Origin of the sequence: Arthrobacter sp. zg-Y40, from assembly GCF_020731535.1 — a bacterium.
GTDB lineage: Bacteria > Actinomycetota > Actinomycetes > Actinomycetales > Micrococcaceae > Arthrobacter_B.
In genome coordinates this window covers 529,246-553,764 of the sequence record NZ_JAJFZS010000008.1, presented here as the reverse complement: position 1 = coordinate 553,764, position 24,519 = coordinate 529,246, and the positions used below count along the sequence as shown (strand labels likewise).

24 protein-coding genes are annotated in these 24,519 nt (G+C 65.8%); 19 read left to right on the top strand and 5 right to left on the bottom strand.

The features are described 5' to 3' along the window. Positions 1 to 37: 37 nt before the first annotated feature. Positions 38 to 571 (bottom strand): hypothetical protein, encoded by a 534-nt coding sequence (locus tag LJ754_RS09960; protein ID WP_227926443.1) that lies wholly within the window; start codon positions 569 to 571, stop codon positions 38 to 40. A gap of 83 nt (positions 572 to 654) precedes the next feature. On the opposite strand from LJ754_RS09960, the gene LJ754_RS09955 reads away from it, so the two are divergent. Together LJ754_RS09955 and LJ754_RS09950 are read left to right on the top strand one after the other, a co-directional pair. Beyond that, a complete protein-coding gene (locus LJ754_RS09955; protein WP_227926442.1) occupies positions 655 to 1,293 on the top strand; it encodes an SDR family oxidoreductase in 639 nt (212 codons plus the stop codon). Between the two features lie 117 nt (positions 1,294 to 1,410). Continuing rightward, entirely contained in the window at positions 1,411 to 2,451 is a 1,041-nt protein-coding gene (locus LJ754_RS09950; RefSeq protein WP_227926441.1) for an NAD(P)-dependent alcohol dehydrogenase, read from the top strand. An 86-nt stretch (positions 2,452 to 2,537) separates the two neighbouring features. On the opposite strand, the gene LJ754_RS09945 is transcribed toward LJ754_RS09950, so the two are convergent. The 3 genes from LJ754_RS09945 to LJ754_RS09935 all read right to left on the bottom strand — a co-directional run bounded on the left by LJ754_RS09945 (position 2,538) and on the right by LJ754_RS09935 (position 4,890). Further along, on the bottom strand, positions 2,538 to 3,161 hold the full coding sequence (locus LJ754_RS09945) for a dihydrofolate reductase family protein (RefSeq protein WP_227926440.1): 624 nt from the start codon (positions 3,159 to 3,161) through the stop codon (positions 2,538 to 2,540). Positions 3,162 to 4,103: 942 nt separating this feature from the next. Then, positions 4,104 to 4,247 carry a hypothetical protein gene (locus LJ754_RS09940; RefSeq protein ID WP_227926439.1) on the bottom strand — a complete coding sequence of 48 codons (144 nt, stop codon included), beginning with the start codon at positions 4,245 to 4,247 and terminating at the stop codon, positions 4,104 to 4,106. A gap of 28 nt (positions 4,248 to 4,275) precedes the next feature. Then, complete coding sequence (locus LJ754_RS09935) at positions 4,276 to 4,890, bottom strand: type II toxin-antitoxin system Phd/YefM family antitoxin (protein WP_227926438.1); 615 nt, start codon at positions 4,888 to 4,890, stop codon at positions 4,276 to 4,278. A 342-nt stretch (positions 4,891 to 5,232) separates the two neighbouring features. Here LJ754_RS09935 and LJ754_RS09930 point away from each other — a divergent pair, with 342 nt between their 5' ends. The 3 genes from LJ754_RS09930 to LJ754_RS09920 all read left to right on the top strand — a co-directional run bounded on the left by LJ754_RS09930 (position 5,233) and on the right by LJ754_RS09920 (position 7,533). After that, a complete protein-coding gene (locus LJ754_RS09930) occupies positions 5,233 to 5,790 on the top strand; it encodes an RNA 2'-phosphotransferase (protein WP_227926437.1) in 558 nt (185 codons plus the stop codon). Beyond that, entirely contained in the window at positions 5,787 to 6,389 is a 603-nt protein-coding gene (locus tag LJ754_RS09925; protein WP_227926436.1) for a hypothetical protein, read from the top strand. Before LJ754_RS09930 ends, LJ754_RS09925 begins: the two co-directional genes overlap by 4 nt. A gap of 106 nt (positions 6,390 to 6,495) precedes the next feature. After that, the gene (locus LJ754_RS09920; RefSeq protein WP_227926435.1) at positions 6,496 to 7,533 is read left to right on the top strand and encodes a DUF808 domain-containing protein; all 1,038 of its coding nucleotides are present in this window, start codon (positions 6,496 to 6,498) and stop codon (positions 7,531 to 7,533) included. A 28-nt stretch (positions 7,534 to 7,561) separates the two neighbouring features. Here LJ754_RS09920 and LJ754_RS09915 read toward each other — a convergent pair whose 3' ends face one another. Continuing rightward, positions 7,562 to 8,206, bottom strand: coding sequence for a TIGR03085 family metal-binding protein (locus LJ754_RS09915; RefSeq protein WP_227926434.1), 645 nt, complete (start codon positions 8,204 to 8,206; stop codon positions 7,562 to 7,564). Between the two features lie 99 nt (positions 8,207 to 8,305). Between LJ754_RS09915 and hisI the strand changes: the two genes are divergently transcribed. The 14 genes from hisI (at position 8,306) to LJ754_RS09845 (ending at position 24,413) form a co-directional block, all read left to right on the top strand. Continuing rightward, a complete protein-coding gene (gene hisI / locus LJ754_RS09910; protein WP_227926433.1) occupies positions 8,306 to 8,695 on the top strand; it encodes a phosphoribosyl-AMP cyclohydrolase in 390 nt (129 codons plus the stop codon). Positions 8,696 to 8,766: 71 nt separating this feature from the next. Further along, on the top strand, positions 8,767 to 10,341 hold the full coding sequence (locus LJ754_RS09905; protein ID WP_227911157.1) for an anthranilate synthase component I: 1,575 nt from the start codon (positions 8,767 to 8,769) through the stop codon (positions 10,339 to 10,341). Then, a complete protein-coding gene (locus tag LJ754_RS09900; protein ID WP_227926432.1) occupies positions 10,338 to 11,057 on the top strand; it encodes a Trp biosynthesis-associated membrane protein in 720 nt (239 codons plus the stop codon). Before LJ754_RS09905 ends, LJ754_RS09900 begins: the two co-directional genes overlap by 4 nt. Positions 11,058 to 11,204: 147 nt before the next feature. Then, positions 11,205 to 11,498, top strand: a complete 294-nt coding sequence (locus tag LJ754_RS09895) for an HGxxPAAW family protein (protein ID WP_227911159.1) — start codon at positions 11,205 to 11,207, stop codon at positions 11,496 to 11,498. Continuing rightward, a complete protein-coding gene (trpC, locus tag LJ754_RS09890) occupies positions 11,499 to 12,338 on the top strand; it encodes an indole-3-glycerol phosphate synthase TrpC (protein WP_227926431.1) in 840 nt (279 codons plus the stop codon). A 69-nt stretch (positions 12,339 to 12,407) separates the two neighbouring features. After that, positions 12,408 to 13,766: a tryptophan synthase subunit beta gene (trpB, locus tag LJ754_RS09885; protein WP_227911161.1), complete on the top strand. Its 1,359-nt coding sequence runs from the start codon at positions 12,408 to 12,410 to the stop codon at positions 13,764 to 13,766. Next, the gene (trpA, locus tag LJ754_RS09880) at positions 13,763 to 14,572 is read left to right on the top strand and encodes a tryptophan synthase subunit alpha (protein WP_227911162.1); all 810 of its coding nucleotides are present in this window, start codon (positions 13,763 to 13,765) and stop codon (positions 14,570 to 14,572) included. Before trpB ends, trpA begins: the two co-directional genes overlap by 4 nt. After that, entirely contained in the window at positions 14,569 to 15,603 is a 1,035-nt protein-coding gene (lgt, locus tag LJ754_RS09875) for a prolipoprotein diacylglyceryl transferase (RefSeq protein ID WP_227926429.1), read from the top strand. The genes trpA and lgt overlap by 4 nt, the downstream gene beginning before the upstream one ends. Positions 15,604 to 15,870: 267 nt before the next feature. Further along, positions 15,871 to 20,475 (top strand): glutamate synthase large subunit, encoded by a 4,605-nt coding sequence (gltB, locus tag LJ754_RS09870; RefSeq protein WP_227926428.1) that lies wholly within the window; start codon positions 15,871 to 15,873, stop codon positions 20,473 to 20,475. After that, complete coding sequence (locus LJ754_RS09865) at positions 20,468 to 21,925, top strand: glutamate synthase subunit beta (RefSeq protein WP_227926426.1); 1,458 nt, start codon at positions 20,468 to 20,470, stop codon at positions 21,923 to 21,925. Before gltB ends, LJ754_RS09865 begins: the two co-directional genes overlap by 8 nt. A 168-nt stretch (positions 21,926 to 22,093) precedes the next feature. After that, the gene (locus tag LJ754_RS09860) at positions 22,094 to 22,444 is read left to right on the top strand and encodes a PadR family transcriptional regulator (protein WP_283996746.1); all 351 of its coding nucleotides are present in this window, start codon (positions 22,094 to 22,096) and stop codon (positions 22,442 to 22,444) included. A gap of 2 nt (positions 22,445 to 22,446) precedes the next feature. Then, positions 22,447 to 22,815 carry a DUF1048 domain-containing protein gene (locus tag LJ754_RS09855; protein WP_227911166.1) on the top strand — a complete coding sequence of 123 codons (369 nt, stop codon included), beginning with the start codon at positions 22,447 to 22,449 and terminating at the stop codon, positions 22,813 to 22,815. Positions 22,816 to 22,869: 54 nt separating this feature from the next. Then, positions 22,870 to 23,649 carry an ABC transporter ATP-binding protein gene (locus LJ754_RS09850; protein ID WP_227926424.1) on the top strand — a complete coding sequence of 260 codons (780 nt, stop codon included), beginning with the start codon at positions 22,870 to 22,872 and terminating at the stop codon, positions 23,647 to 23,649. Next, complete coding sequence (locus LJ754_RS09845) at positions 23,646 to 24,413, top strand: ABC transporter permease (RefSeq protein ID WP_227926422.1); 768 nt, start codon at positions 23,646 to 23,648, stop codon at positions 24,411 to 24,413. Before LJ754_RS09850 ends, LJ754_RS09845 begins: the two co-directional genes overlap by 4 nt. Positions 24,414 to 24,519 lie beyond the last annotated feature (106 nt).

The following is a 24,519-nucleotide window of genomic DNA, read 5'->3' as shown; positions in this document are numbered from 1 at the left end:
CCCGGCAGGGAGGTTCCCCTGCCAAACGGTGGTTCTTCTAGGCGCGGGCCGGAACGAGGTTGGCGAAGGGCAGCCGGCCGTACTGGTGGGTGAACTGCTGCTGGCACTCCGCAAGGGCGGCGTTGAGCTCTTCCGGTGGCAGTTCCTTCCAGGCCACCAGAAGATCCTCTGCATCGACCAGCTGCCAGACCAGCCGGCCGTCCCAGTGGCCCGGCGGCTTCCCCCTGCCGAAGTCCACAAATTCCTTGATCTGCCGCCGCAGGCCGCGGTTGCCCTGGCTGCCGGCCCCGGCCTTGCCGAAGAAGAGGATGTCCGCGTCCGCCACCCACTCGGCGGCAAGTTCATCCCGGGGTAGGGACGGCTTCTTCTTCTTGAACACCCCGGCCGTGCTCTCCTTGAGGAACCGCGGTTCAAACCCGTCGGGCCGCACGACGGCGAAGATCCCCTGGCGCTGCGGGATCCGGTTGAAGTCGAGGTTGTCGATGGGCCGGAAGCCGGTAAAGCCGTTGGCCTTGAGTGATTTCTTGTTCAACGGGAGGGGGTTCCTTGCGGTGGGGCAGCCGGTTCGCATCCGGTCGACGGGTTCGGCGGACCTCCAATGATATCCGTTCGCCTTGCCGCTGGCTGAGGACTGCGTTCAGCTTCCGCATCCGGTTGCGCGGCGGGAGACTGGAACGGATTGCCACGCAGATCCGGGACGCCGGCGGGGAAGCGGTCCACCAGGTCCTCGACGTTACCGTGCAGGACTCCAACCACGCGATCGTGAAGCTGGCCCTGGAAACGTTCGACGGCGTGGACGCCATCTTCCTCAACGCCGGCCTGATGCCGAACAGCCCGCTGTCCGCGCTCAAAACCGACGAGTGGCACCGGATGGTGGACGTGAACGTCACGGGGGTGCTCAACGGCATCGCGGCCGTACTGCCCCCGTTTATTCAGCAGCGGTCCGGCCACGTGATCGCCACGTCATCAGTCGCCGGACTGAAGGCCTATCCGGGCGGTGCCGTGTACGGCGGAACCAAATGGTTCCTGCGGGACTTCATGGAAGTGCTGCGCATGGAGTCCGCCGCCGAGGGCACGAACATCCGCACCGCCACCATTTATCCGGCGGCCATCAACACTGAACTGCTGGACACTATCAGCGACCAGCACACCGCCAAGGATGCGCAGGCCCTGTACCAACGCTACGGAATTTCGCCGGAGCGGGTGGCCGACGTCGTTGCCTACGCCCTGGACCTGCCGGCGGACACCACGGTCAACGAGTTCACTGTCGGACCGGCCAACCAGCCCTGGTGAGTTCGGCAATCAGTGCATGCCGGCGTCGTCGTCCGGAAGGCGCGGGAATAGACCAGGCCGGATCCGGCTTGTGCTTTACGTGCCCTACGGCACGGTTACCCCACAGCTTGGAGAAATATGACTACCGCACGCGCTTACGCAGCCACTTCCGCCACCGATCCGCTGGTTCCCACCACGATCGAACGCCGCGAGGTCGGCGCCCATGACGTCCTCATCGACATCGCCTATGCCGGTGTGTGCCACTCGGACATCCACACCGTCCGCGGCGAATGGGGGCCCATTGCGTACCCGCAGGTAGTTGGCCACGAAATCGTGGGCACCGTGGCCGAGGTCGGCTCCGACGTCACCAAGCACAAAGTCGGCGACCGGGTGGGTGTGGGCTGCATGGTCAACTCCTGCCGCGAGTGTGAGAACTGCAAGGCCGGCATGGAGAACTACTGCCTTAACGGCAACATCGGCACCTACGCCAGCAAGGACGTGGACGGCACCATCACGCAGGGCGGCTACGCCACCTCCGTAGTGGTCAACGACGACTTCGTGCTCCGCGTGCCGGAAAGCATTCCCTACGAAGCTGCCGCCCCGCTGCTGTGCGCCGGCATCACCACCTACTCACCGCTGGCCCACTGGAACGCAGGACCGGGCAAGCGCGTCGCCGTCGTCGGCATGGGCGGGCTGGGCCACATGGCCGTCAAGATCGCCGTCGCCATGGGCGCCGACGTGACCGTCCTGTCCCAGACGCTGAGCAAGCAGGAAGACGGGCTCCGTTTCGGTGCGAAGGACTACTACGCCACCAGCGACGAGAGCACCTTCGAGAAGCTGCAGAACACGTTCGACCTGATCATCAACACGGTCAGCGCCCCGCTCGACCTCAACCAGTACCTGGCCCTGCTGCGGCTGGACGGCACCATGGTCAGCGTGGGCGCCCCGCCCGAGCCCATGCCGATCTCCGTGTTCACCCTGATGGGCAAGCGCCGCTCCTACGCCGCCTCGAACATCGGCGGCATCAGCGAGACCCAGGAAATGCTGGACTTCTGTGCCGAACACGGCATCGCCCCCGAGGTGGAGCTGATCGAGGCCGCCGAAATCAACACCGCCTACGAGCGTGTGCTGAAGTCCGACGTGCGGTACCGCTTCGTCATTGATGCGGCGACCATCTAGGATTCAGTCCCTGCTGCAGGAACGCCTCACCGTTTGGTGGGGCGTTCCTGCGTTAAGGGCCGGCAGCGTGAGGGTGATCCGGCCGCTTATGGTTTGCGCCGGAACGTGACATGGGTGGTCCCGCTTGGTGCCGCTTCCGAGCTGACCTCGCAGTCCTCCTCCAGGCCCCGCAGATCGTCCCAGAGCCGTGTGCCGCGCCCAAGGATGATGGGGGCAATGCCAACGTGGAGGTCATCAACAAGACCGGCCCGGAGGAATTCGCGCACTGTCTCCGCACCGCCCCCGATGCGTACGTCGCCGCCGCCGGCAGCTTCGATGGCAGTATCCAGGGCTTCCTGCGGTGACGCGCTGAGGAAGTGGAAGCTGGTGCCGCCGGCCATGTCCAGCGGCGGGCGGGCTGTGTGCGTCAGCACGAAAACAGGCACATGGAAGGGCGGATCCTCGCCCCACCAACCTTGCCAGTCGGCGTCGTCGGGGTTCGCATGCAGGCCGAACATCCCGGCGCCCATGATTTCCGCGCCGATGTTTTCGAAGTAGCGCTGGGCATAACGGTCGTCGACGCCGGTGGTTCCCTCGCCGCTGTCATCCTGCAGCACCCGCTCACGGAACGTCCGGGTGGCCACGTATGCGGCCGAGAGCCGCGCCCAGTCCTCGCCAAAGTTTGATGGCCCTGACGCGTAAGTCAGGTTTCCGACGGAGAATTGTTGCACTCAAAGCAACAACTTTACATAACAAAATTATCGACGTTTCTGCTACCGCGGCCGGCCTGCGATGGCGAACCACCCGTACCCATACGTAAAGACAGGGTATGGCGTTGCGGCAGACAATCACGCAATCCCAGGTCTACCGTGCACTCACCGGAGCAATCAGCCTCCGCGTCAGTCTCGGATTTCTCGGGGGCGGGTTCGTTGGAGGCGGGATGTTTGCGGCCGCGGCGGCAGTACCGACCGCGGGACTCGCATCGGCGGGCTTCGCTTTTGGTGCTGCCATCTCTCTTGGAGGAGCCATTTCAGGGGGGGGTGAACGCTGCGGAATCATGTAGCTAGTGGTCCCTACCTCACCCACGCACAGGAAAGGAGCAGATCAAGTTGTCTAGTTCAAAGCCCAAACCAAATGCAACCAATCCGGTTTTCAAGATTGGTGGAATGGTCTTGCTCATTGCCGGTGTTGCCCTCATGCTTTTATCCCTATATTTGATATTTGCGGAGGGTCAGGATCGTTATATGTGGCAAGTTATTGTGGGAATTGTCGTCGCAGCTATGGGCGGCATAGCGATCCGAAGATCGGCTAAATACTGATTGCAATTGTCAGTAGCTTGACCGGTAGCAGTACAAATCTGCCTAAGGAGGCATGCCCCCAAAATAACACCCTATTTTCTGGTCAGTGCTGTCAGCCGCTGTTTCCCTGTCCAACGCCCTAATAGCGCGCCACGTGACGATCAGCCGGGCGGTACGATCAAAAACGACATCAGAGTCATGGCCCTTTCACGTGTACTGATAGGCATTTCGCTGATCAAATTGGCTATAAATTGATGAAGGGTCGGGGTGCACCCAAGATGCATCCCGACCCTTCACGATATTCCGTAGTCCGGTGATCACTCCGTCCGACCGGGTTTCGCAACCGCAACCCAGGGAGACCGGACTATGCGGGCTCTATTTGGTGGCGTTGGGATGATGGGTGTGCACCTCGGTCAGGACCACGGTGCGGTCATAAACGTAGAACCAGATCCGGGCGCCGTTACGCAGTTCGTATTGCCGCCGCCGGTAGGTAGATCCGGCGTGGGTGATGAATTCCAAGTTGCCTTTCATGCCGTGGCAGGTGGTGTCATCGGCCAGCGGGTCGGCGGGGAGTCGTTCCCAGGCGGCCACGACGGTGTTGCGCTGGGTGGCCAGGACATCCGTCCAGCCTTTCTGGGCGTTGCTGGTGCCGAACTCTATCCGGTACTCGCTGCGCCGCAGCGGCCGGGTAACCGGTGTCTGCTTCGGGCTCTTCGACGGCGGCCGGTTCATCGAGCCAGTCCAGCCTATCGTCGCCGGTGTAGCCGCCGGCGGTTGCTTCGGCGGTTGATTTCCACTCAGCCAGGACAATGAAAAGCCGGTCGAAATTGGAAATCGAGGCGCAGGCCCGGGCGACCTCAACGATCTCCGCCGCGAATGCCTCCCACTGGGGCTCGGGCAGGAAACCCAGCCAGGGGAACGGACCCAGCAGACGGTCCGGGAAGCTCTGCCCGCCCGGGGCCAGGGAGGCGGCCACCAGTTGGGAGGCCAGCCGGAGCGCTTCGTGCTCGCGTTCGACCGTGCGGCTGGGCAGCAGGGTCAGCGGTTCCCCGTCACGCCGGGTGATGGTGACCGGTCCTTCGTCCGCGGCACGGAAGACCTGTCCCGGGTTGCGGGACAGGTCCGAGGAAGTCGCCGTCCGGGAGATCGCAGCAGTATTCATGCCCCCACTATTCTGAATACGTTCAGAATAGGCAACGGGATCCGCGCAAGCCGGAACCAGGAGGATCAGCTAATCTTCGTCATCTCTCCCCGGCTGGGATCCTTGCGGAGGAGCCACGGCGTTCGCATCAGCGTCGATGCTGTAGATGGTTCTCCGGAGTCTGGTCGGTGGTGGTGGCGAAACCGTCCAGCGAGATGTTGAGGTCGACTCGGACACTGGTCATTGATCGGCTCCCGGTGGGGTGGACGGAGGGTCCCACCCTAATTAGGGCATAATGCAGATTCAATCCCCGCCGGCATTCTGTGAATGTGAGTCCGGCATGCAGATGAAAGGACTTTCGCCATGACCGCCTCACCGACGGCGTTGGACATCAGCAAGGTGCTGTCCCACGCGCTGCGCCATGCCCCGGCAGAGTACGGCCTGAGCCTGGACGCGGAAGGATGGGCACCGGTCACCGAGGTGCTTGCTGCACTGCACCGGATGGGCCCGCAGTGGGAGTCCGTCGACGAGGCTATGCTGGATGAGGTGCTGGAAGCGGCTGTGAAGAAGCGGCACCAGATACGCGAGGGCAGGATACGGGCGGTGCACGGACATTCCGTCCCCGTGCAGCAGGTTTCCGATCCGGTCCAGCCCCCGGCCGTGCTTTTCCATGGAACGGCCCGCGCTGCTGCGGCCGCCATCCGGGAGTCCGGAATCCTCCCCATGCGGCGGCAGTACGTCCACCTGGCAGACACCGTGGAACAGGCGCGGGAAGTGGGGCAGCGCAAAGATGCGGAGCCGGTGATCCTGGCCATCGATACCGGCATCGCCGCGGCACAGGGAATCAGCTTCTACCGGTCCGATTCGGGAGTGTGGCTCGCGGACGAGATCCCCGCGTCGGCGGTGCGGGAAAGCCAGTGAAAAACCCGCTGCCGGTCCATGTGCGGGCAACCTGGGTGCCGCGCCAACGCCGGTCCCTGTTTTTCGGCGCAGCATATCTTTCCTACGACGTGCGCTATGCAAACGGCGAAGTGCAATCGGGCGTCAATATTGATGACGTGCTGCAAGGCGCCCGCTACCCGGCTGACTTCCATTCAACGGTAAACGGTGCCAGGGCTGTGGCAGGCAAAGGGATGCCGGGCCAATGGGTGGACTACCCGTACGGGCGCCCGCTTCCGGCCGGCAGCCTTCTTTCCTTGCCGGACGACATGTCCCGTTTTGCCTCGATCCTGAGAGTCATGGGCCTTGGCCCGTTGGCGCAGAAGTATGAAGCCCTCGCCGGGCAGCTTCGGACCGACACGTCCCCCGGCACGGTCGCCGAGGCAAGGGAATGGGTTTCCGGCAGTTTTGGACGAGGCGTGGGCAGCCTCAGCGACCGTTATGTCTGCCGCGACGGAGCCGTCGATGAGGAGCTGAACGCCGAATACGAAACCCTCCTGCAAATCCTCACCGATTTCGCCAATGCGCAAACAGGGGAGGAGGGACGCGGCAACACCGAAGGTCGCGCCCCAGGGACGTAGATGAGCGCCGTCCCGGCCCCCATATAATTGGCACCATGGCAATTCTGCGCCTCGAGGGCGCCACCTCCGACCAACTGCCCGTCCCGTATCAGCTTGGACCCGCACTGTGAGCGGGGGACTCGTAGCCCTGCTGGATGACGTCGCTGCCCTGGCACGCATAGCCGCCGCCTCGGTGGATGACATCGCCGCCGGAGCAGCGAAAGCAGGAGCCAAGGCCGCCGGCGTCGTGATTGACGACGCCGCCGTGACCCCGCAGTATGTGTCCGGCGCCGATCCGTCCCGTGAACTCCCAATGATCAAAAAGATCTTCTGGGGCTCGCTCCGCAACAAGCTGCTGTTCATCCTCCCGGCCCTGCTGCTGATCAGCGCCTTCATCCCCGGCGTAATCCCGTTCATCCTGATGCTCGGCGGCACGTACCTCTGCTACGAGGGCGCGGAAAAGGTATGGCACAAGGTCTTCGGCCGACATGCCGCCGCAGACAAAGACGCACCGGCGGTGGAGCGCGGCCCCGACGCCGAGTCCAAGGTAGTCAAGGGCGCCATCACCACCGACTTCATCCTGTCCTGCGAAATCATGGTCATCGCCATGAACGAGGTGGGCGACGCGTCCATTTGGATCCGCGCGGTCATCCTTGTGTTTGTGGCCATTGCCATCACGATTCTCGTCTACGGAGCCGTCGGGCTGATCGTCAAGATGGACGACATCGGCCTGCACCTGGCCAAAAAGGACTCGGCAAGCTCCCAGCGCCTGGGTGGACTGCTGGTCCGCGGCATGCCCCATGTGCTGGCTGTTATCACTTTTGTGGGAACCATTGCCATGCTCTGGGTGGGCGGCCACATCATGCTGGTGGGGGCAGCGGACCTCGGCTGGCACGCGCCGTACGACTTGGTCCACACGCTGGAGCATCCCGTCGCCGGCCTTGCGGTGGTGGGCGGCATCCTGGGGTGGCTCGTGAACACGCTGTGCTCGGCCATCGTCGGACTGGTTTGGGGCCTGGTTGTCATGGCCGTGGCGCACCCGCTGAAAAAGGTCCTGCCCTTCGGTAAGAAGGATGGCAAGAAGGACGGACATGAGGACGGTGACGCCCGGGCCGCCGCAGCCGGGCACAGCCCGGAGAAACCCGAAGCCGACTCCGCCAGCTAACCACCCGCGGACGTGCGGGGATTGGGACCTAAATCCCGATCTCCGCACTTTCCAGCAGTGCGACGGCGTCGGGCTGGCCTTCGTACATGACCAGCGCGTGCCGGGTACGGCCGTGGGCGTGCATCAGCAGTTCCCCCGGTTCGCCCACAATGGCCACGGAGACCGGTGAGCGCTTGGCCACATGCCGGGGTCCGTCCGGACGGACCAGCACAATGCCCAGGTCCACACCTCGGTACAGGATGGCGGCACGCTTGATCAGTTCGGCCCAGAGCGCGTCCGAGTACTCGCTGTCCAGGGCGCGCGGCGCCCAGCGGTCCGAGGCGCGGCGGACGTCTTCGGTGTGCACAAAGTACTCACTGAGGTTCGCGCTGTTGTCCACCGACTTCAGGTGCATGGGGGAGTACGCGGGCGGGCCGGAACGGAACCGGCGGACCAGCTTGGCGTAGCTTTCCGTGGTGGACGCCTTTTCGGCAACTTCGGCCAGGGCTTTATCCGCACGGCCGGCCAGGGGCTTGACGAAGAGGCCCACGGCCGAACTGAGTTTGTGCTCGCGCAGGTACAGGTGCGCGGCCAGTTCCTTGGTCTGCCACCCCTTGCAGAGCGTGGGCGCATGGGGACCCGCCGCAAGCAAGGTCTCGGCGAGGACTTCACGGGACGGTTCTACGTAATGCATCACTGCTGAAACTAGCATGGAACGCCCGAAACCGGCGGCGAAGCGGCGGGTTGCCGCGGGTTGGGCGGCAAGATAACGCGTGGCACTAGAATTGGGACGATGCCATCCTCACCTTTCCCCCAGAACCAGCAGCCCTCGGACCTCGCTCCGGAGCTGCGTGCGGCCCTCAAGCGCGACGACGCCGGGCTGGTTGCCGCCGTTGTCCAGCAGTACGACACGAACGAGGTCCTGATGCTGGGCTGGATGGACGAGGAAGCCCTGCACCGCACGCTGACCACCGGCCGGGTGACCTTCTGGTCCCGGTCCCGGCAGGAATACTGGCGCAAGGGGGACACCTCCGGCCATGCGCAGTGGGTTAAGTCCGTCGCGCTGGACTGCGACGGCGACGCGCTGCTGGTCCGCGTGGACCAGGTGGGAGCGGCCTGCCACACCGGTACCCGCACCTGCTTTGACGGCCGGGAGCTGGATGCCGTCGTCGGCTCCCGCTGAGAATTCCGCCCGCAAACACGCCGCCGCAAACACCCGCCGCACCCGACCCGACAGGGGAGAAGCAGAAGAACATGCAGGATCTTGGAGCCATCCGTCCCGGCCTGGAGGAATTCCGGGCCCTGGCGGCCGACCGCCGGGTCATTCCCGTACGCCTGACCGTGCTGGCGGATGCGCACACCCCCATCGGCATCTACCGCAAGCTCACCAACGGTGAACCCGGCACCTTCCTGATGGAATCCGCTGCCTCCGGCGGCGTCTGGTCCCGCTACTCCTTCATCGGCGCCCGGTCCCGGGCTACCCTCACCACGCTGGACGGCCAGGCGCACTGGCTCGGCGAGCCGCCGGCGGGTGTTCCGGTGGACGGGAGCCCGGTGGAAGCGCTGGCCCGCACCGTGGAACTGCTGGCCACCGAACGGTTCGAGGAACTGCCGCCGTTCACGTCCGGGATGGTGGGTTTTGTCGGCTGGGAAACGGTACGGCACTGGGAAAAGCTTCCCAACCCGCCTGCCGATGACCTGGGCCTGCCCGATATTGCCATGAATCTGGTCTCCGACATGGCCATCCATGACAACAGCGACGGCACCGTCACCCTGGTTGCCAACGCCATTAACTTCGACGGAACCGATGACCGCGTGGATGAGGCCTGGCACGACGCCGTGTCCCGGCTGCGTTCCATGCTCACGCGCCTGGCTGCGCCCACGCCGCAGGCCGTGTCCGTGCTGCCCGAGGCCGGCATCAACTCCGAAAACCTCACCGCCGACGTCAAGGAAAGCTGGCCCAAGCCGGACTACACCCGCGCCGTACAGCGCGGGAAACAGGCCATTGTGGACGGCGAAGTGTTCCAAGTGGTCATCTCCCGCCGCTTCGAAGCCGAATGCCGGGCCGAGGCGCTGGACGTCTACCGGGTGCTGCGCACCACCAACCCCAGCCCGTACATGTACCTGTTCAACTTCGAGGACGCCCACGGCAACCCGTTCAACGTTGTCGGTTCCTCGCCGGAGGCACTGGTCACCGTCACCGGCCGCGACGTCATTACGCACCCCATCGCCGGGTCCCGCCCGCGCGGCAAAACGCAGGAGCTGGACCGTGAACTGGCTGCGGAACTGCTCGAAGACGAGAAGGAACGCGCCGAACACTTGATGCTGGTGGACCTGGCCCGCAACGACCTGTCCAAGGTCTGCCGGCCCGGCAGCATCGACGTCACCCAGTTCATGGAGGTGGAGCGGTTCAGCCACATCATGCACCTGGTCTCCACCGTCGTCGGGCGGCTCGCGGATGCCTCCACCGCCTACGACGTACTCGCCGCGACCTTCCCCGCCGGGACTCTTTCCGGTGCCCCGAAACCGCGCGCCCTGCGCCTGCTCGATGAGGTGGAACCGCACCGCCGCGGCATTTACGGCGGGGTGGTGGGCTACCTCGACTTCGCCGGGGACATGGACATGGCCATCGCCATCCGCTCCGCCCTGCTGCGCGACGGCAAAGCGTATGTCCAGGCCGGCGGCGGAATCGTGGCCGACTCCGACCTCGAGGCCGAAGCCCAGGAAACCGTCAACAAGGCAGCCGCACCCCTGCGCGCCGCCCTGATAGCCGCATCGCTGCAGACCGTAGCAGCCCCGGAAACCCCCCTCCAGGAAGCAGAGAAGTGAGCACCACCGACCCCGCAGCACCCCGCACCGCACCGCGCTGGCAGCGCAAGGGCACCGTCATCATGGGCGCCGTCCTGCTGGCAGCCCTGGCCTTCGGGACCACCACCCGCACCTGGCTGAACGTGGCCCTGCCGGCCACCACCGTGGCGACCCCCGACGTCGCGGTCTCCGGGTCCGACGCCGCGACCGCCGTCACGGCCTTCGCCGTGGTGGGTGTGGCAGCAGCGCTGGCCGCCGCCATCGCGGGCCGGATAGGACGCTGGATCACCGCCGTCATCCTGGTGGTTGCCGGGGTAGGCGTGGCAGCAGCCAGCTACCGGATCATCAGCGATCCGCTGCAGGGAGCCGCCGGGGCCATCGGCAAGGCCATCGGCGTCACCTCCGCCCAAGGGACCGAGGTGGAACTGACCGCCATGCCGTACGCCGCCCTGGTGATCGGCATCCTGATGGCCCTCTCCGGCATCTGGCTCGCCCTGGCCGGACGGCACTGGACCACCTCGCGCCGCTACGCTGCGGCACCGGCTGCGGCGGCAGGCACGGACGACGCCGGCAGCATCGCGGAACCAGGCACCCCGGGATCAGGTACGCCAGGTACGCCGGAGATCGGCAGCCAGGCAGCCCAAAAGCAGGCAGCTGCGGAGAACAGCGCCGAACCGATGGATGAAATCGACGGTTGGGACCGGCTCACCCGGGGCGAAGACCCCACTGATAAGTAGCCCGATAAGTAGCCCGCTAAGCAGCTTCCCGGGCCTCACCGGCCAGTCAGACCAAACAAGTTACGCCGGACACCGGCGCAATATGTGAAAGGGTTTCCGCCCAGTAATGGCAGAATGGAAACCAGATTCGTTAAGAGGAGATTCAGCATGAGCACAAACGCCACCGACCAGCACCTTGACGCCGGCCAGGAAAACGAAGGCGAAACCCACGCCAACATCCATGACGAGACCATTGGCCACGGCAACACCCCCGCTGCCTGGACCTGCGTCCTGATCATGATCGTGGGCGCCGCGGTTTCGTCCGTCGCCTACGTTATGGCCAGCTACATCGGCTTCTTCGCCGGCATCGCAGTTATGCTCGTAGGCCTGCTCGTGGGCTTCATCATGCGCAAGGCAGGCTACGGCGTCAACGGTTCGAAGCTGAAGAACAGCAGCCACTAAGTGAGCGTTCTCGACGACATCATTGCCGGCGTTCGGGAGGACCTCTCCGAACGCCGGCAAAGTGTCCCGTTCGAGGAGCTCCGCGAACAGGCACTGGGCGCCCCGGCAGCACTGGACGCGTACGCTGCCCTGGGCGGCACCGCCTCCCCGCGCAGCGAGCTGCGCGTGATTGCCGAGGTTAAGCGCAGCAGCCCCTCCAAGGGCGCCCTGGCCGACATCGCCGATCCCGCCGCCCTCGCCGCAGCCTACGAGCGCGGCGGAGCGGCCGTGATCAGCGTGCTCACCGAGCAGCGCCGGTTCCGGGGATCGCTGGCAGACCTGGACGCCGTCCGCGCAGCTGTGGGCATTCCCGTGCTGCGCAAGGACTTCACCGTTGACGAATACCAGATCTGGGAAGCCCGCGCCCACGGCGCGGACCTGGTCCTGCTGATTGTCGCCGCGCTGGACGATTCCCAGCTGCGCGCCTTCCTGGATCTCACCCATGAACTGGGCATGAACGCCCTCGTGGAAACGCACACCCCGGAGGAAGTCGACCGGGCCGTGGCACTGGGTGCCCGCCTCATCGGCATCAACGTCCGCAACCTCAAGACCCTGGACGTAGACCGTGCCGTCTTCGCCCCGCTGGCCGCCGGTATTCCGGCCGGACCCGTAGTGATTGCCGAGTCCGGTGTACGCGACGCCGCCGACGTCGAGCATTATGCCGCCAATGGAGCCAATGCCGTGTTGGTGGGCGAGGCCCTGGTGAAGCATGCCTCACCGGCCGAAACCATCGGTGAATTCACCGCGACCGGTGCCAAGGCCATTGCCGCCCGCAGTTGGCGCACCCCCGGTGAAAGCTGACCCATAGCACCACATCCCCTCTGCCCGGGCCGCCACGGTCCGGGCTCAAGCAGGACAGGACACCACCCAATGATCGGGAAGTCGGAACAGGCACAGGCAGCCGGTGCTGCCGCAGAAACCGGAACCGGAAGCGTCACTGAGGCCTTCCTCAACGGGGGAGTTTCCTCCCTGCGCCACGCCTCCGGTCCGTACTTCGGCGAATACGGCGGCCGATGGATGCCCGAATCCCTGATTGCTGCCCTGGACGAGCTGGAAGACACCTTCGAGAAGGCCAAGGCCGATCCGGAGTTCCGCGCCCAGATCGCGGACCTGAACAAGAACTACTCCGGCCGCCCGTCCCTGCTCACCGAGGCCAAGCGCTTCTCCCAGCACGCCGGGGGAGTGCGGATCTTCCTCAAGCGCGAAGACCTCAACCACACCGGCTCGCACAAGATCAACAACGTGCTGGGCCAGGCCCTGCTCGCCAAGCGGATGGGCAAGACCCGCGTTATCGCCGAAACCGGCGCGGGCCAGCACGGCGTCGCCAGTGCCACCGCTGCCGCCCTGCTGGGGCTCGAGTGCGTGGTCTACATGGGCGCGGAGGACACTCGCCGCCAGGCCCTTAACGTGGCCCGCATGGAACTGCTCGGCGCCAAGGTCATCCCCGTAACCAACGGCTCCCAGACGTTGAAGGACGCCATCAACGAAGCCCTGCGGGACTGGGTGGCCAACGTGGACAACACCCACTACCTGCTGGGCACCGCTGCCGGCGCGCACCCGTTCCCGGCCATGGTCCGGTACTTCCACGAAGTGATCGGCGAGGAAGCCCGCGCCCAGATGCTGGAGCAGGCCGGACGCCTGCCCGACGCCGTCTGCGCCTGCATCGGCGGCGGCTCCAACGCCATCGGCATCTTCCACGGCTTCCTGGATGACCCGGAAGTGAAGATCTACGGCTTCGAGGCAGGCGGCGACGGCGTCGAAACCGGCCGGCACGCAGCCACCATCACGCTGGGCCGCCCGGGTGTGCTGCACGGCGCCCGCTCCTACCTGATGCAGGATGAGGACGGCCAGACCACTGAGTCGCATTCGATCTCTGCCGGCCTGGACTACCCGGGTGTGGGACCTGAGCACGCCTACCTGCACGATATTGGCCGGGTCAGCTACGAACCGATCACCGATGCCGAGGCCATGGAGGCCTTCCAGCTGCTCTGCCGCACCGAAGGCATCATCCCCGCCATCGAGTCCGCGCACGCCCTGGCCGGCGCCATCAAGGTGGGCCAGCGCCTGGCCGCCGAGGCCGGCTCCGACGGAAATGTTTCCGAGAAGATTGTGCTGGTCAACCTCTCCGGCCGCGGCGACAAGGACGTGGCCACCGCCGCCGAATGGTTCAACCTGCTGGACAACGAGTCAGCCGAAGCCGAAATCGGCAAAGAAGGGGAACAGCTTTGAGCACCGAGGTACAGCAGAGCAAGGCCGCCGCCGCAATTGACCGGGCGGCAGCTGACGGCCGCGCAGCGCTGATCGGTTACCTGCCCGCCGGCTATCCCAGCGTCCAGGAAACCATCAACGCGGGCATTGCCTTGGCCGAGAACGGTGCCGACCTCATTGAAATCGGCATCCCGTACTCCGATCCGGTCATGGACGGGCACGTGATCCAGGCCGCGACCACCCAGGCCCTGGCCCAGGGATTCCGCGTGGCGCAGGTGTTCGACGTCGTCGCCGGCATCACCGCGGCCACCGACGCCGCCGTGCTGGTGATGACCTACTGGAACCCCGTGGTCCGGATGGGCGTGGACGAGTTCTCCCGCCGCCTGGCCGAAGCCGGGGGAGCAGGGCTCATCACACCGGACCTGGTCCCGGATGAAGCCAGCGAATGGTTCGAAGCCTCGGACAAGTACGGACTGGACCGCGTGTTCCTCGTGGCGCCGTCCTCCACACCGGCCCGAATGAAGAGCACCGTTGCCGCCAGCCGCGGGTTTGTCTATGCGGTGTCCATCATGGGCGTCACCGGCGCCCGGGACAGCGTCAGCGACGCCGCGCAGGACGTGGTCAGCGCGGCCCGTGCCGCCGGCGCCGAACGGGTGTGCGTGGGCCTGGGCGTATCCCGCGCCGAACATGTCCGCGAGATCGGCGCCTACGCCGACGGCGTTATTGTGGGCACGGCCCTGGTGGCCGCCCTGCGTGACGGCGGCGCCGACGCCGTCGCAGACCTGACCCGTGAGCTCAGTACCGGTACCCCGAAGGGCAACGCATGAACCTGATCCTGGTGCCCGCGAGCATCCCCAGCCCTTCGGCCGAATTCGCCAGCTTCTCCCTGGGGCCGCTGACCATCCACGCGTACGCCCTGTGCATCCTCGCCGGCATCGTGTTGGCGCTGTGGCTTACTTCCCGGCGCTGGAAGGACCGCGGCCTGCCCGCGGACGCCGTCTGGGACATTTCCATCTGGGCCATTCCCTTCGGCATCATCGGCGGCCGGCTCTACCATGTCATCTCTTCCCCGGACGCCTACTTCGGCGCCGACGGCGACCTGGCCCTGATCCCGCAGATCTGGCGGGGCGGGCTGGGCATCTGGGGTGCAGTGGCGCTGGGGGCCGTGGGCGCCTGGATCGGCTGCCGCCGGGCCGGGATCAAGCTCTCCACCTTCGCCGACGTCGGCGCGCCGGGCCTGCTGCTGGCGCAGGCGGTGGGCCGTTGGGGCAACTGGTTCAACCAGGAACTCTTCGGCTCCGAAACCGACCTGCCCTGGGGCCTGGAAATCGACCCGGACAACGCCAACTTCCCTGCGGACGCGGCACCGGGAACCCTGTTCCACCCGACCTTCCTTTACGAGTCGCTGTGGAACCTGGCCGGAGTGGCCCTGCTGCTGGTTCTGGACCGCCGGTTTAAGCTGCGCGGGGGCCGCCTCTTCTGGCTCTACGTTGCGTTCTACACCGTGGGCCGGCTGTGGATTGAGCTGCTGCGCATTGACGACGCCGAAATGATCACGATTCTCGGCGTCACACAACGGCTTAATGTTTGGACCAGCCTGCTGCTGCTGATTGCTGCACTGGCAATGTTCGTTTACCTGACTTTCAAGGCCCGCAAGGGCAAGGAAGGCTCCCTTTACCTGCCCGGGCACGAGCCTTCCCCGGAAACCGAAAGTACCGCGGCGGATAACAAGAAAGAAACAGAAGGCCGCAATGCGGATTCGGCGTCATCGGATGCCCGGGCGCGTGCTAATCTCGCAGAGACAAAAACTGAGGAGCCCCTTCCTCACCGGTCCAAGGACAACGGACCTTCCGCCTGAGAATCCCGGGTTACCCTCCCGGTACTGCAGGCGGTAAGCCACATGGACGTGGCGCCATACGGCTGCAGCACCGGGAGACCCATCCGGAAAAGCGCCGGCATGCGGTACCCCCGACTCCCAGCGAAACCGGAGCAATTTCCGGGTTCGCGGGGCAGTAGCGAGCCGTAGACTCTATAAACGCCGCGGAGCGTCCCCTCAGTGGATTCCGCCGTGGGGCCAGCGCTGTCCCCTCCCGACGCTCTAATAAGGGGGAAGGACTCACTTCTTATGACTGATTCCCTGTTTGGTTTTTCCGGCTCCGGTTCTGCCGAATCCGTTGTCTCACCCTTCACCCGGTTTGCCGCGCTCCCCGGGGACGCCGGGCTGTACCGCGCCGGCAACGAAAAGGACGCCTGCGGCCTGGCGGTTATCGCCACCCTGCGCGGTGAGCCCACGCACGGGATTGTCGACGCCGCCCTCACCGCCCTGCGTAACCTCGAACACCGCGGCGCCGTGGGCGCCGATGAAGGCACCGGCGACGGCGCCGGACTGCTGACCCAGGTTCCCGACGAGTTCTTCCGTGCCGTGGTGGACTTCGAGCTGCCCGCCGCGGGCGGCTACGCCGTCGGCACCGCCTTCCTGCCCACCGAAGACCGCGAGCAGGACACTGCCCGCGCCGGCGTGGAAGCCATTGCCGAGTCCGAGGGCCTGCAGGTGCTGGGATGGCGCGAGGTACCCATTGTCGCGGACCTGGTGGGCGCCATGTCCCGGGCCTGCATGCCGTACTTTGTCCAGGTCTTCCTGGCACCCGCCGAGGGGACGGGGGCTTCGGACCTGGATGCCCGCGCCTTCCGTGTGCGCAAGCGTGCGCAGAACAAGTTCGGCGTGTACTTCCCTTCGCTGTCCTCTCGGACCATGGTCTACAAGGGCATGGTCACCACCGCGCAGCTGGAACCCTTCTTCCCGGACCTCTCCGACCCGCGCTTCAAGACGAAGCTGGGCATTGTCCACTCCCGCTTCTCCACCAACACCTTCCCGTCCTGGCCGCTGGCCCAGCCGTTCCGCACCATTGCCCACAACGGGGAAATCAACACCGTCAAGGGCAACCGCAACTGGATGCGGGCCCGGCAGTCGCAGATGAAGAACCCGCTGCTGGGGGAGACCCCCGAAGAGCTGTTCCCCATCTGCACCCCCGGCGCGTCCGACTCCGCGTCCTTCGACGAGGTGGCCGAGCTGCTGATGCTCTCCGGCCGGCCCATCACGCACGCGATCATGATGATGATCCCCGAGGCCTGGGAAAACCACGCCACCATGGATCCGGCCCGCCGCGCCTTCTACCAGTACCACTCCATGCTCATGGAACCGTGGGACGGCCCCGCCGCAGTGTCCTTCACCGACGGCACGCAGGTGGGCGCGGTACTGGACCGCAACGGCCTGCGTCCGGCCCGCTACTGGGTCACTGATGACGGCCTGGTGGTCCTGGCCTCCGAGGTGGGCGTGGTGGACATTGATCCGGCCAAGGTGGTCCGCAAGGGCCGCGTCTCCCCGGGCAAAATGTTCCTGGTGGACACCGCCGAGGGCCGGCTGATCGAGGACGAGGAAATCAAGTCCGAAATCGCCGCCGCCAACCCGTGGGCGGAATGGGTCCGCGAGAACCAGGTCCGGCTGGAGGAACTGCCCGAACGTGAGCACGTGCTGCACACCAAGGCCTCGATCAACCGCCGTCAGCGCACCTTCGGCTACACCCAGGAGGAACTGCGGATCCTGCTGGGCCCGATGGCCCGCACCGGCGCCGAACCGCTGGGCGCCATGGGTTCCGACACCCCCATTGCGGTGCTCTCCAAGCGGCCCCGGCTGCTCTTCGACTACTTTGTGCAGTCCTTTGCCCAGGTGACCAACCCGCCGCTGGACGCCATCCGCGAGGAACTGGTCACCTCCATGCAGGCCTCCATCGGCCCCAACGGCAACCTGCTGTCCCTGAAGCAGGTCAAGACCAGCCAGATCGCGCTGAAGTTCCCGGTCATCAACAATGACGAGCTCGCCAAGATCGCCAACCAGACCGATGACGACGGCGACCGGATCGCCTTGAAGGTCCGCGGGCTCTACCGGCCCGAAGGCGGCGAAGCCGAACTGCGGGCCCGGCTGCGCGAAATCAGCGAAAAGGTCTCCGGGGCGATCAACCGCGGGGTGCAGTACATTGTGCTGTCCGACCGCGACTCCAACGCCCAATGGGCGCCCATCCCGTCCCTGCTGCTGCTCTCCGCCGTGCACCACCACCTGCTCAAGAGCGCCAACCGCACCAAGATTTCCCTGCTGGTCGAAGCCGGCGACGTCCGCGAGGTCCACCACGTGGCCGCGCTCATCGGCTACGGCGCCTCTGCGGTGAACCCGTACCTGGCCATGGAAAGCTGCGAGGAACTGGTCCGCAACGGCGACATCACCGGTGTCACCCCGGACGAGGCGGTCACCAACCTGATCAAGGGGCTGGGCAAGGGCGTCCTGAAGATCATGTCCAAAATGGGCATTTCCACCGTCGCTTCCTACTGCGGTGCCCAGACCTTCGAAGCCCTGGGCCTGGGACAGGAACTCGTGGACGAGTTCTTCCACGGCACCCAAACCCAGCTAGGCGGCGTCGGCCTGGACGTCATTGCCGCCGAAACCGCAGCACGGCACGCCGACGCCTACCCCAGCGACGGCGTGGAGGAACCGCACCGCGCCCTGGACAACGGCGGGGAATACCAGTGGCGCCGGGAAGGCCCGCCGCACCTGTTCAACCCCGAAACCGTCTTCCGCCTCCAGCACGCCACCCGGGAACGCCGCTACGACGTGTTCAAGGCGTACACCAGCGGCGTCAACGACCAGTCGAAGAACCTGATGACCCTGCGCGGGCTGCTGGACTTCCGGCTTGGGGACCGGCCGGCCGTGCCGCTGGACGAGGTGGAGCCCGTCTCCAGCATCGTTCGGCGTTTCTCCACGGGCGCCATGAGCTACGGGTCCATTTCCCAGGAAGCCCATGAAACCCTCGCCATTGCGATGAACCGGCTGGGCGGCAAATCCAACACAGGCGAGGGCGGTGAAGACCCGGAACGCCTGCTGGATCCCGAGCGGAACTCGGCCATCAAACAGGTGGCCTCCGGCCGCTTCGGCGTCACCAGCCTGTACCTGACCAACGCCCAGGACATCCAGATCAAGATGGCCCAGGGCGCCAAGCCCGGCGAGGGCGGCCAGCTGATGGCGCAGAAGGTCTACCCGTGGGTGGCCCGCACCCGGCACTCGACCCCCGGCGTCGGCCTGATCTCCCCGCCGCCGCACCACGACATCTACTCCATCGAGGACCTCGCGCAGCTGATCTATGACCTGAAGCGGTCCAACCCCAGTGCCCGGGTGCACGTAAAGCTGGTTTCCGAAGCCGGCATCGGCACCGTGGCGGCCGGCGTGACCAAGGCCAAGGCCGACGTCGTACTGGTTTCCGGGCACGACGGCGGCACCGGCGCCTCGCCGCTGAACTCCCTCAAGCACGCCGGCGCCCCCTGGGAACTCGGCCTGGCCGAAACCCAGCAGACCCTGATGCTCAACGGGCTGCGGGACCGCGTGGTGGTGCAGGTGGACGGGCAGCTGAAGACCGGACGCGACGTCGTTATTGCCGCACTGCTGGGCGGCGAGGAATTCGGCTTCGCCACCGCCCCGCTGGTGGTTTCCGGCTGCATCATGATGCGCGTATGCCACCTGGACACCTGCCCCGTGGGCGTGGCCACGCAGAACCCCGAACTGCGCAGCCGCTTCACCGGCAAGCCCGAGTTTGTGGTGAACTTCTTCGAGTTCATTGCCGAGGAAATCCGCGAAATCCTCGCCGAACTGGGCTTCCGCAGCCTGGAGGAGGCCATTGGCCGCACCGAGCTGCTGGACACCGCGGCAGCCATCGACCATTGGAAGGCCGACGGACTGGACCTGGAACCGATCCTGCGCGGCCCGGAAGTGGATCCGGGGGCGCCGCTGCGCAACATGGTCCCGCAGAACCACGAACTGGACCTGCACTTCGACAACAAGCTGATCGAAATGAGCGCCGACGCCCTGAAGAACCGGGCGCCGGTGCGGATTGCGCTGGACGTGGTGAACACGGACCGTTCGGTGGGCACCATGCTCGGGCACACCGTCACCAAGACCTTCGGTACGGAAACCCTGGCGAGGGACACCATTGACGTAACCCTGACCGGGCAGGCCGGACAGTCCCTGGGTGCGTTCCTGCCGGCCGGGATCACCCTGCGCCTGCTGGGCGATTCCAATGACTATGTGGGCAAGGGCCTCTCCGGCGGGCGGATCATTGTCCGCCCCGAGCGGGGCAACGTGTTTGCCGCGGAGCGCAACGTGATTGCCGGCAACGTGATCGGCTACGGCGCCACCAGCGGCGAAATGTTCCTCAGCGGACAGGTGGGCGAACGCTTTATGGTCCGCAACTCCGGGGCCACCGCCGTCGTCGAAGGCATTGGTGACCACGGTTGCGAATACATGACCGGCGGCCAGACCCTCATCCTGGGCCCGACCGGCCGGAACTTCGGTGCCGGCATGTCCGGCGGCACCGCCTTTGTGGTGGACCTGGACCCGGCGCGCGTGAACAAGGAGTCGCTGGAACGCGGCGAGCTGCGGCTCGAAGCTCCGGACGCCGAAGACATCGACATTGTCCGGGCACTGCTGATCCGCCACCTGGAGGAGACCGGGTCCGATCTGGCCCGGAAACTGCTGGAGAACTTCGAGGACACGGTGTCCCGCATAACCAAGGTGCTGCCGCGTGACTACGCAGCAGTGCTCGGCGCCCGCGCCTCCGCCGCCGAAGCGGGACTCGATCCCGACGGCGCCGAGGCCTGGACTCAGATTTTGGAGGTTACCGGTGGCTGACCCACGCGGATTCTTGAAGGTACGCGATCGCGTTACCCAGCCCCGGCGCCCCGTGCCGGTGCGGATCATGGACTACAAGGAAGTCTATGAGGCGCAGGAAAAGGGTGTGCTGCGGGCCCAGGCCGGGCGCTGCATGGACTGCGGCATTCCGTTCTGCCACCAGGGCTGCCCGCTGGGCAACCTCATCCCGGAATGGAATGACCTGATGTGGCGGGACAAGGGCGCCGAGGCCATTGAACGGCTCCACGCGACCAACAACTTCCCGGAGTTCACCGGACGGTTGTGCCCGGCACCATGCGAGGCGTCCTGCGTGCTCGGCATCAACCAGCCGGCGGTCACCATCAAGCAGGTGGAAGTCTCTATTATCGACGAAGCCTGGGGCGAGGGGTGGGTGACCCCACACCCGCCGGAGCGGTTGACGGACCGTACCATCGCCGTCGTTGGTTCCGGTCCCGCCGGGCTGGCTGCCGCGCAGCAGCTGACCCGCGCCGGGCACACCGTGGCCGTGTACGAACGGGATGACCGGATTGGCGGGTTGCTGCGCTACGGCATCCCGGACTTCAAGATGGAGAAAATCCAGGTGGACCGCCGCCTGGAGCAGATGCGCGCCGAAGGCACCCGGTTCCGCACCGGCGTCGAAGTGGGCAAGGACATCAGCTGGGAGCAGCTGCGCCGCCGCTACGACGCCGTGGTTATTGCCACCGGTGCCACCGTACCGCGGGACCTGCCCATCCCCGGGCGGGAACTGTCCGGCGTGCATTTCGCCATGGACTACCTGGTGCAGTCCAACAAGGCCGTGGCCGGGGACAAGGTGAAGAACCAGATTGATGCCCGCGGCAAGCACGTGGTGATCCTGGGCGGCGGCGATACCGGTGCGGACTGCCTCGGCACCGCCCACCGGCAGCAGGCCGCCTCGGTAACCACCTTGGCGATCGGCCAGCAGCCGCCGGCGGAGCGGGCCGCGCACCAGCCGTGGCCGATGTTCCCCACGCTGTTCGAGATGGCCAGTGCCCACGAAGAAGGCGGCGAACGCACGTACCTGGCGTCCACCGTGGAGTTTGTGGGGGAGAGTGGGAAACTGACCGGGGTGAAGGTGGCTGAAACCGAGTTTGTGGACGGCCGGCGCGTGCCCAAGGCGGGCACCGAGCGGATCATTCCCGCGGACCTGCTGTTCCTGTCCCTGGGCTTCACCGGTCCGGAGCCGGCAGGACTGGCCGAGCAGGTATCCGCGGAGTTTGATGACCGAGGCAACGTGGCCCGCGACGGCTACTACATGACCGGCACCCCCGGAGTCTTTGCTGCCGGCGACGCCGGACGCGGGCAGTCCCTGATTGTATGGGCAATCGCCGAGGGGCGTGCCGCAGCGGCCGCCGTCGACCAGTGGCTGATGGGCAGCACCCGGCTGCCGGCACCCGTGGCACCCACCGACCGGGCGATCACCGTGTTGTAGGACTTCCTTGGATACGCAGCAGGCGCCGGCACAGTCCGGCGCCTGCTGCGTATCCGGTGCACGCTCCGAACAGCCGGCGAAAACCCTCCGGACAACCCCTTGCCACCTCGCTACTCAGTGTTACTATTTAGTGGTACTCAGTAAGACTAGATAGTGAGGGGGCAGCCGGTGGCGAAGCAGATGACCGAGATGCTCAAGGGCACGCTCGAGGGCATTGTCCTGGCGATCCTTGCGCTGAAACCCGCCTACGGATACGAGATCACGGCCCGGCTGCGCGAAGCGGGGTTCTCCGACATTGCAGAGGGCACCGTTTATGCGCTCCTGATCCGGATTGAAAAACGCGGACTGGTCGACGTTGAGAAAATCCCCTCGGAGAAGGGGCCGCCGCGCAAGGTCTACAGCTTGAATCTGCGGGGCTCCGAGTACCTCGCAGAATTCTGGAGCAGCTGGAGTTTCCTCGAGGAACACCTGGGCCGGCTCCGCCAGCTCGTTGAAAACCCGCCTCAAGAAGGAGCATAACCATGGCCGCACGATGGATCGAGCAGGTGACCGGCTCTTTCGAGGACAAAAAACGCTGGCACCGCTACAAGGAGCGGAAAGCACTTCTTCCAGCCCCCTACCGCACGGCAACGGACGGGCTGGAACGCTACATCATGTACGCGGGCGCCATCTCCAAGGGGGACGTGCTGGCGCAAATGCTGGAAGACCTCGCTGACTTGATGGAGCAGGGCGCGGCCGACGGCGTTCCGGTCCGCGGGATTGTTGGCGAAGATCCGGTGGACTTCGCCGAAACGTTTATTGCCAACTATGCGGACGGGCAATGGATCAGCAAGGAGCGCCGGCGGCTCATCGATGCCATTGACGAATCGGCCGCCCAGGACCAGGCCTAGCGGCGGCCGGCCTCCGGATTGCCGGAGACCGGGCGCTGGGAACGGGAGAAAGCCATGGATACCCTGCACGCCCCGGGACCCGCTGTTCGGGTACAGGGCCTGAAGAAGTCCTTCAAGGAACAGGAGGTGCTTGGCGGCGTCTCCTTCGAGGTCAGCCCGGGCAGCGTGTTCGCCCTGCTCGGCTCCAACGGTGCCGGCAAAACGACGCTCGTTCGGATCCTTTCCACCCTGGCGAAAGCGGACGGCGGCAGTGCCGCGGTCTGCGGGTTCGACGTCGCGGCCCGCCCCGACGACGTCCGCCGCTCGATCAGCCTGACGGGACAGTTTGCGGCCGTGGATGAAGTGCTCACCGGCCGGGAAAACCTGGAGCTGATCGCCAAGCTGCGGCATCTGGCGGATCCGGGGGAGGTGGCGGATGAGCTGCTGCACCGGTTCTCCCTGATGGAAGCAGGCCGGCGAAGAGTCGGCACCTATTCCGGCGGGATGCGCCGCCGGCTCGATATTGCCATGAGCCTGATCGGCAGGCCGCCGGTGCTGTTCCTCGACGAGCCGACCAGCGGGCTTGATCCGCAGGCCCGCACCGCGGTGTGGGAGACCATACGGGACCTGGCGCGGGGCGGTACCACCGTACTCCTGACCACCCAGTACCTCGACGAGGCCGAGCAGCTCGCGGACCGGATTGCGATCCTGAACCGCGGCACCATTGTCCGGAGCGGCACGCTCGCCGAACTCCGGCAGCTCATCCCGCCGGCCAAGGCCGAATATGTGGTGCGCCAGCCCTCCCTGGAAGAGATCTTCCTGTCAGTCACCGCGCCGGGAAAGGAACTGCCATGACCACCGCCGCCGCCTTCCGTGACACCCGGGCCCTTACCGGCCGTTCGCTGCGGCACATCCTGCGCAGCCCGGACACCGTGATCACCACGGTGATCACCCCGATAGCCCTGCTGTTGCTCTTCGTCTATGTGTTCGGGGGAGCGGTCGCTACCGGCTCGGACGGGCCCTACATCAACTACATGCTCCCGGGCATTCTCCTGATCACCGTGGCATCCGGTGTGGCCTATACCGCCTACCGGTTGTTCCTGGACATCCAAGGCGGAATCTTTGACCGGCTCCGGTCCATGCTCGTGGCCAAGTCCGGCGTCCTGTGGGCCCACGTGTTGACGTCGCTGACGGCCAACCTGGCGTCTGTCGCGGTGGTGATCGGTGTGGCGCTGCTGATGGGATACCGCACCGGCGCCTCGGCCTGGGCATGGCTGGGTGTTGCCGGCATCCTCACCGTGTTTACGCTGACGCTGACCTGGCTTGCGGTAGTAGCCGGGCTTACCGCCAAAACGGCCGACGGCGCGGGGGCGTTCAGTTACCCGTTGGTTTTCCTGCCGTTTATCAGTTCTGCGTTTGTTCCCACCGATTCGATGCCCGGTCCGGTTGCCTGGTTCGCCGAGAACCAGCCCGTTACTCCCATCGTGGAAACGCTGCGGGCACTTCTGGCCGGGCAGCAACCCGGTGCCGAATTGTGGAGCGCCCTGCTCTGGCTGGGTGCCGTCCTCGCCGCCGCCTACACAGCGGCGGCCGTTGCCTACCGGCGGCGGACCGGCTGATATTCCGGCACTGCGGCCCGCACCGCGGTACCGGCGGCGGCGGCGCCGGATTCGGGTATGGTGTGGCATGCAATCGAGCACATCGATTTGACTGACATGGGGGCAG

Bases quoted from the DNA above. Each gene is read 5' to 3' on its own strand.
- LJ754_RS09960 (WP_227926443.1), bottom strand. From the start codon at position 571: ATGCGAACCGGCTGCCCCACCGCAAGGAACCCCCTCCCGTTGAACAAG.
- LJ754_RS09950 (WP_227926441.1), top strand. From the start codon at position 1,411: ATGACTACCGCACGCGCTTACGCAGCCACTTCCGCCACCGATCCGCTG.
- LJ754_RS09935 (WP_227926438.1), bottom strand. From the start codon at position 4,890: ATGAATACTGCTGCGATCTCCCGGACGGCGACTTCCTCGGACCTGTCC.
- LJ754_RS09930 (WP_227926437.1), top strand. From the start codon at position 5,233: ATGACCGCCTCACCGACGGCGTTGGACATCAGCAAGGTGCTGTCCCAC.
- LJ754_RS09915 (WP_227926434.1), bottom strand. From the start codon at position 8,206: ATGCATTACGTAGAACCGTCCCGTGAAGTCCTCGCCGAGACCTTGCTT.
- hisI (WP_227926433.1), top strand. From the start codon at position 8,306: ATGCCATCCTCACCTTTCCCCCAGAACCAGCAGCCCTCGGACCTCGCT.
- LJ754_RS09905 (WP_227911157.1), top strand. From the start codon at position 8,767: ATGCAGGATCTTGGAGCCATCCGTCCCGGCCTGGAGGAATTCCGGGCC.
- LJ754_RS09895 (WP_227911159.1), top strand. From the start codon at position 11,205: ATGAGCACAAACGCCACCGACCAGCACCTTGACGCCGGCCAGGAAAAC.
- trpB (WP_227911161.1), top strand. From the start codon at position 12,408: ATGATCGGGAAGTCGGAACAGGCACAGGCAGCCGGTGCTGCCGCAGAA.
- lgt (WP_227926429.1), top strand. From the start codon at position 14,569: ATGAACCTGATCCTGGTGCCCGCGAGCATCCCCAGCCCTTCGGCCGAA.
- gltB (WP_227926428.1), top strand. From the start codon at position 15,871: ATGACTGATTCCCTGTTTGGTTTTTCCGGCTCCGGTTCTGCCGAATCC.
- LJ754_RS09855 (WP_227911166.1), top strand. From the start codon at position 22,447: ATGGCCGCACGATGGATCGAGCAGGTGACCGGCTCTTTCGAGGACAAA.
- LJ754_RS09850 (WP_227926424.1), top strand. From the start codon at position 22,870: ATGGATACCCTGCACGCCCCGGGACCCGCTGTTCGGGTACAGGGCCTG.
- LJ754_RS09845 (WP_227926422.1), top strand. From the start codon at position 23,646: ATGACCACCGCCGCCGCCTTCCGTGACACCCGGGCCCTTACCGGCCGT.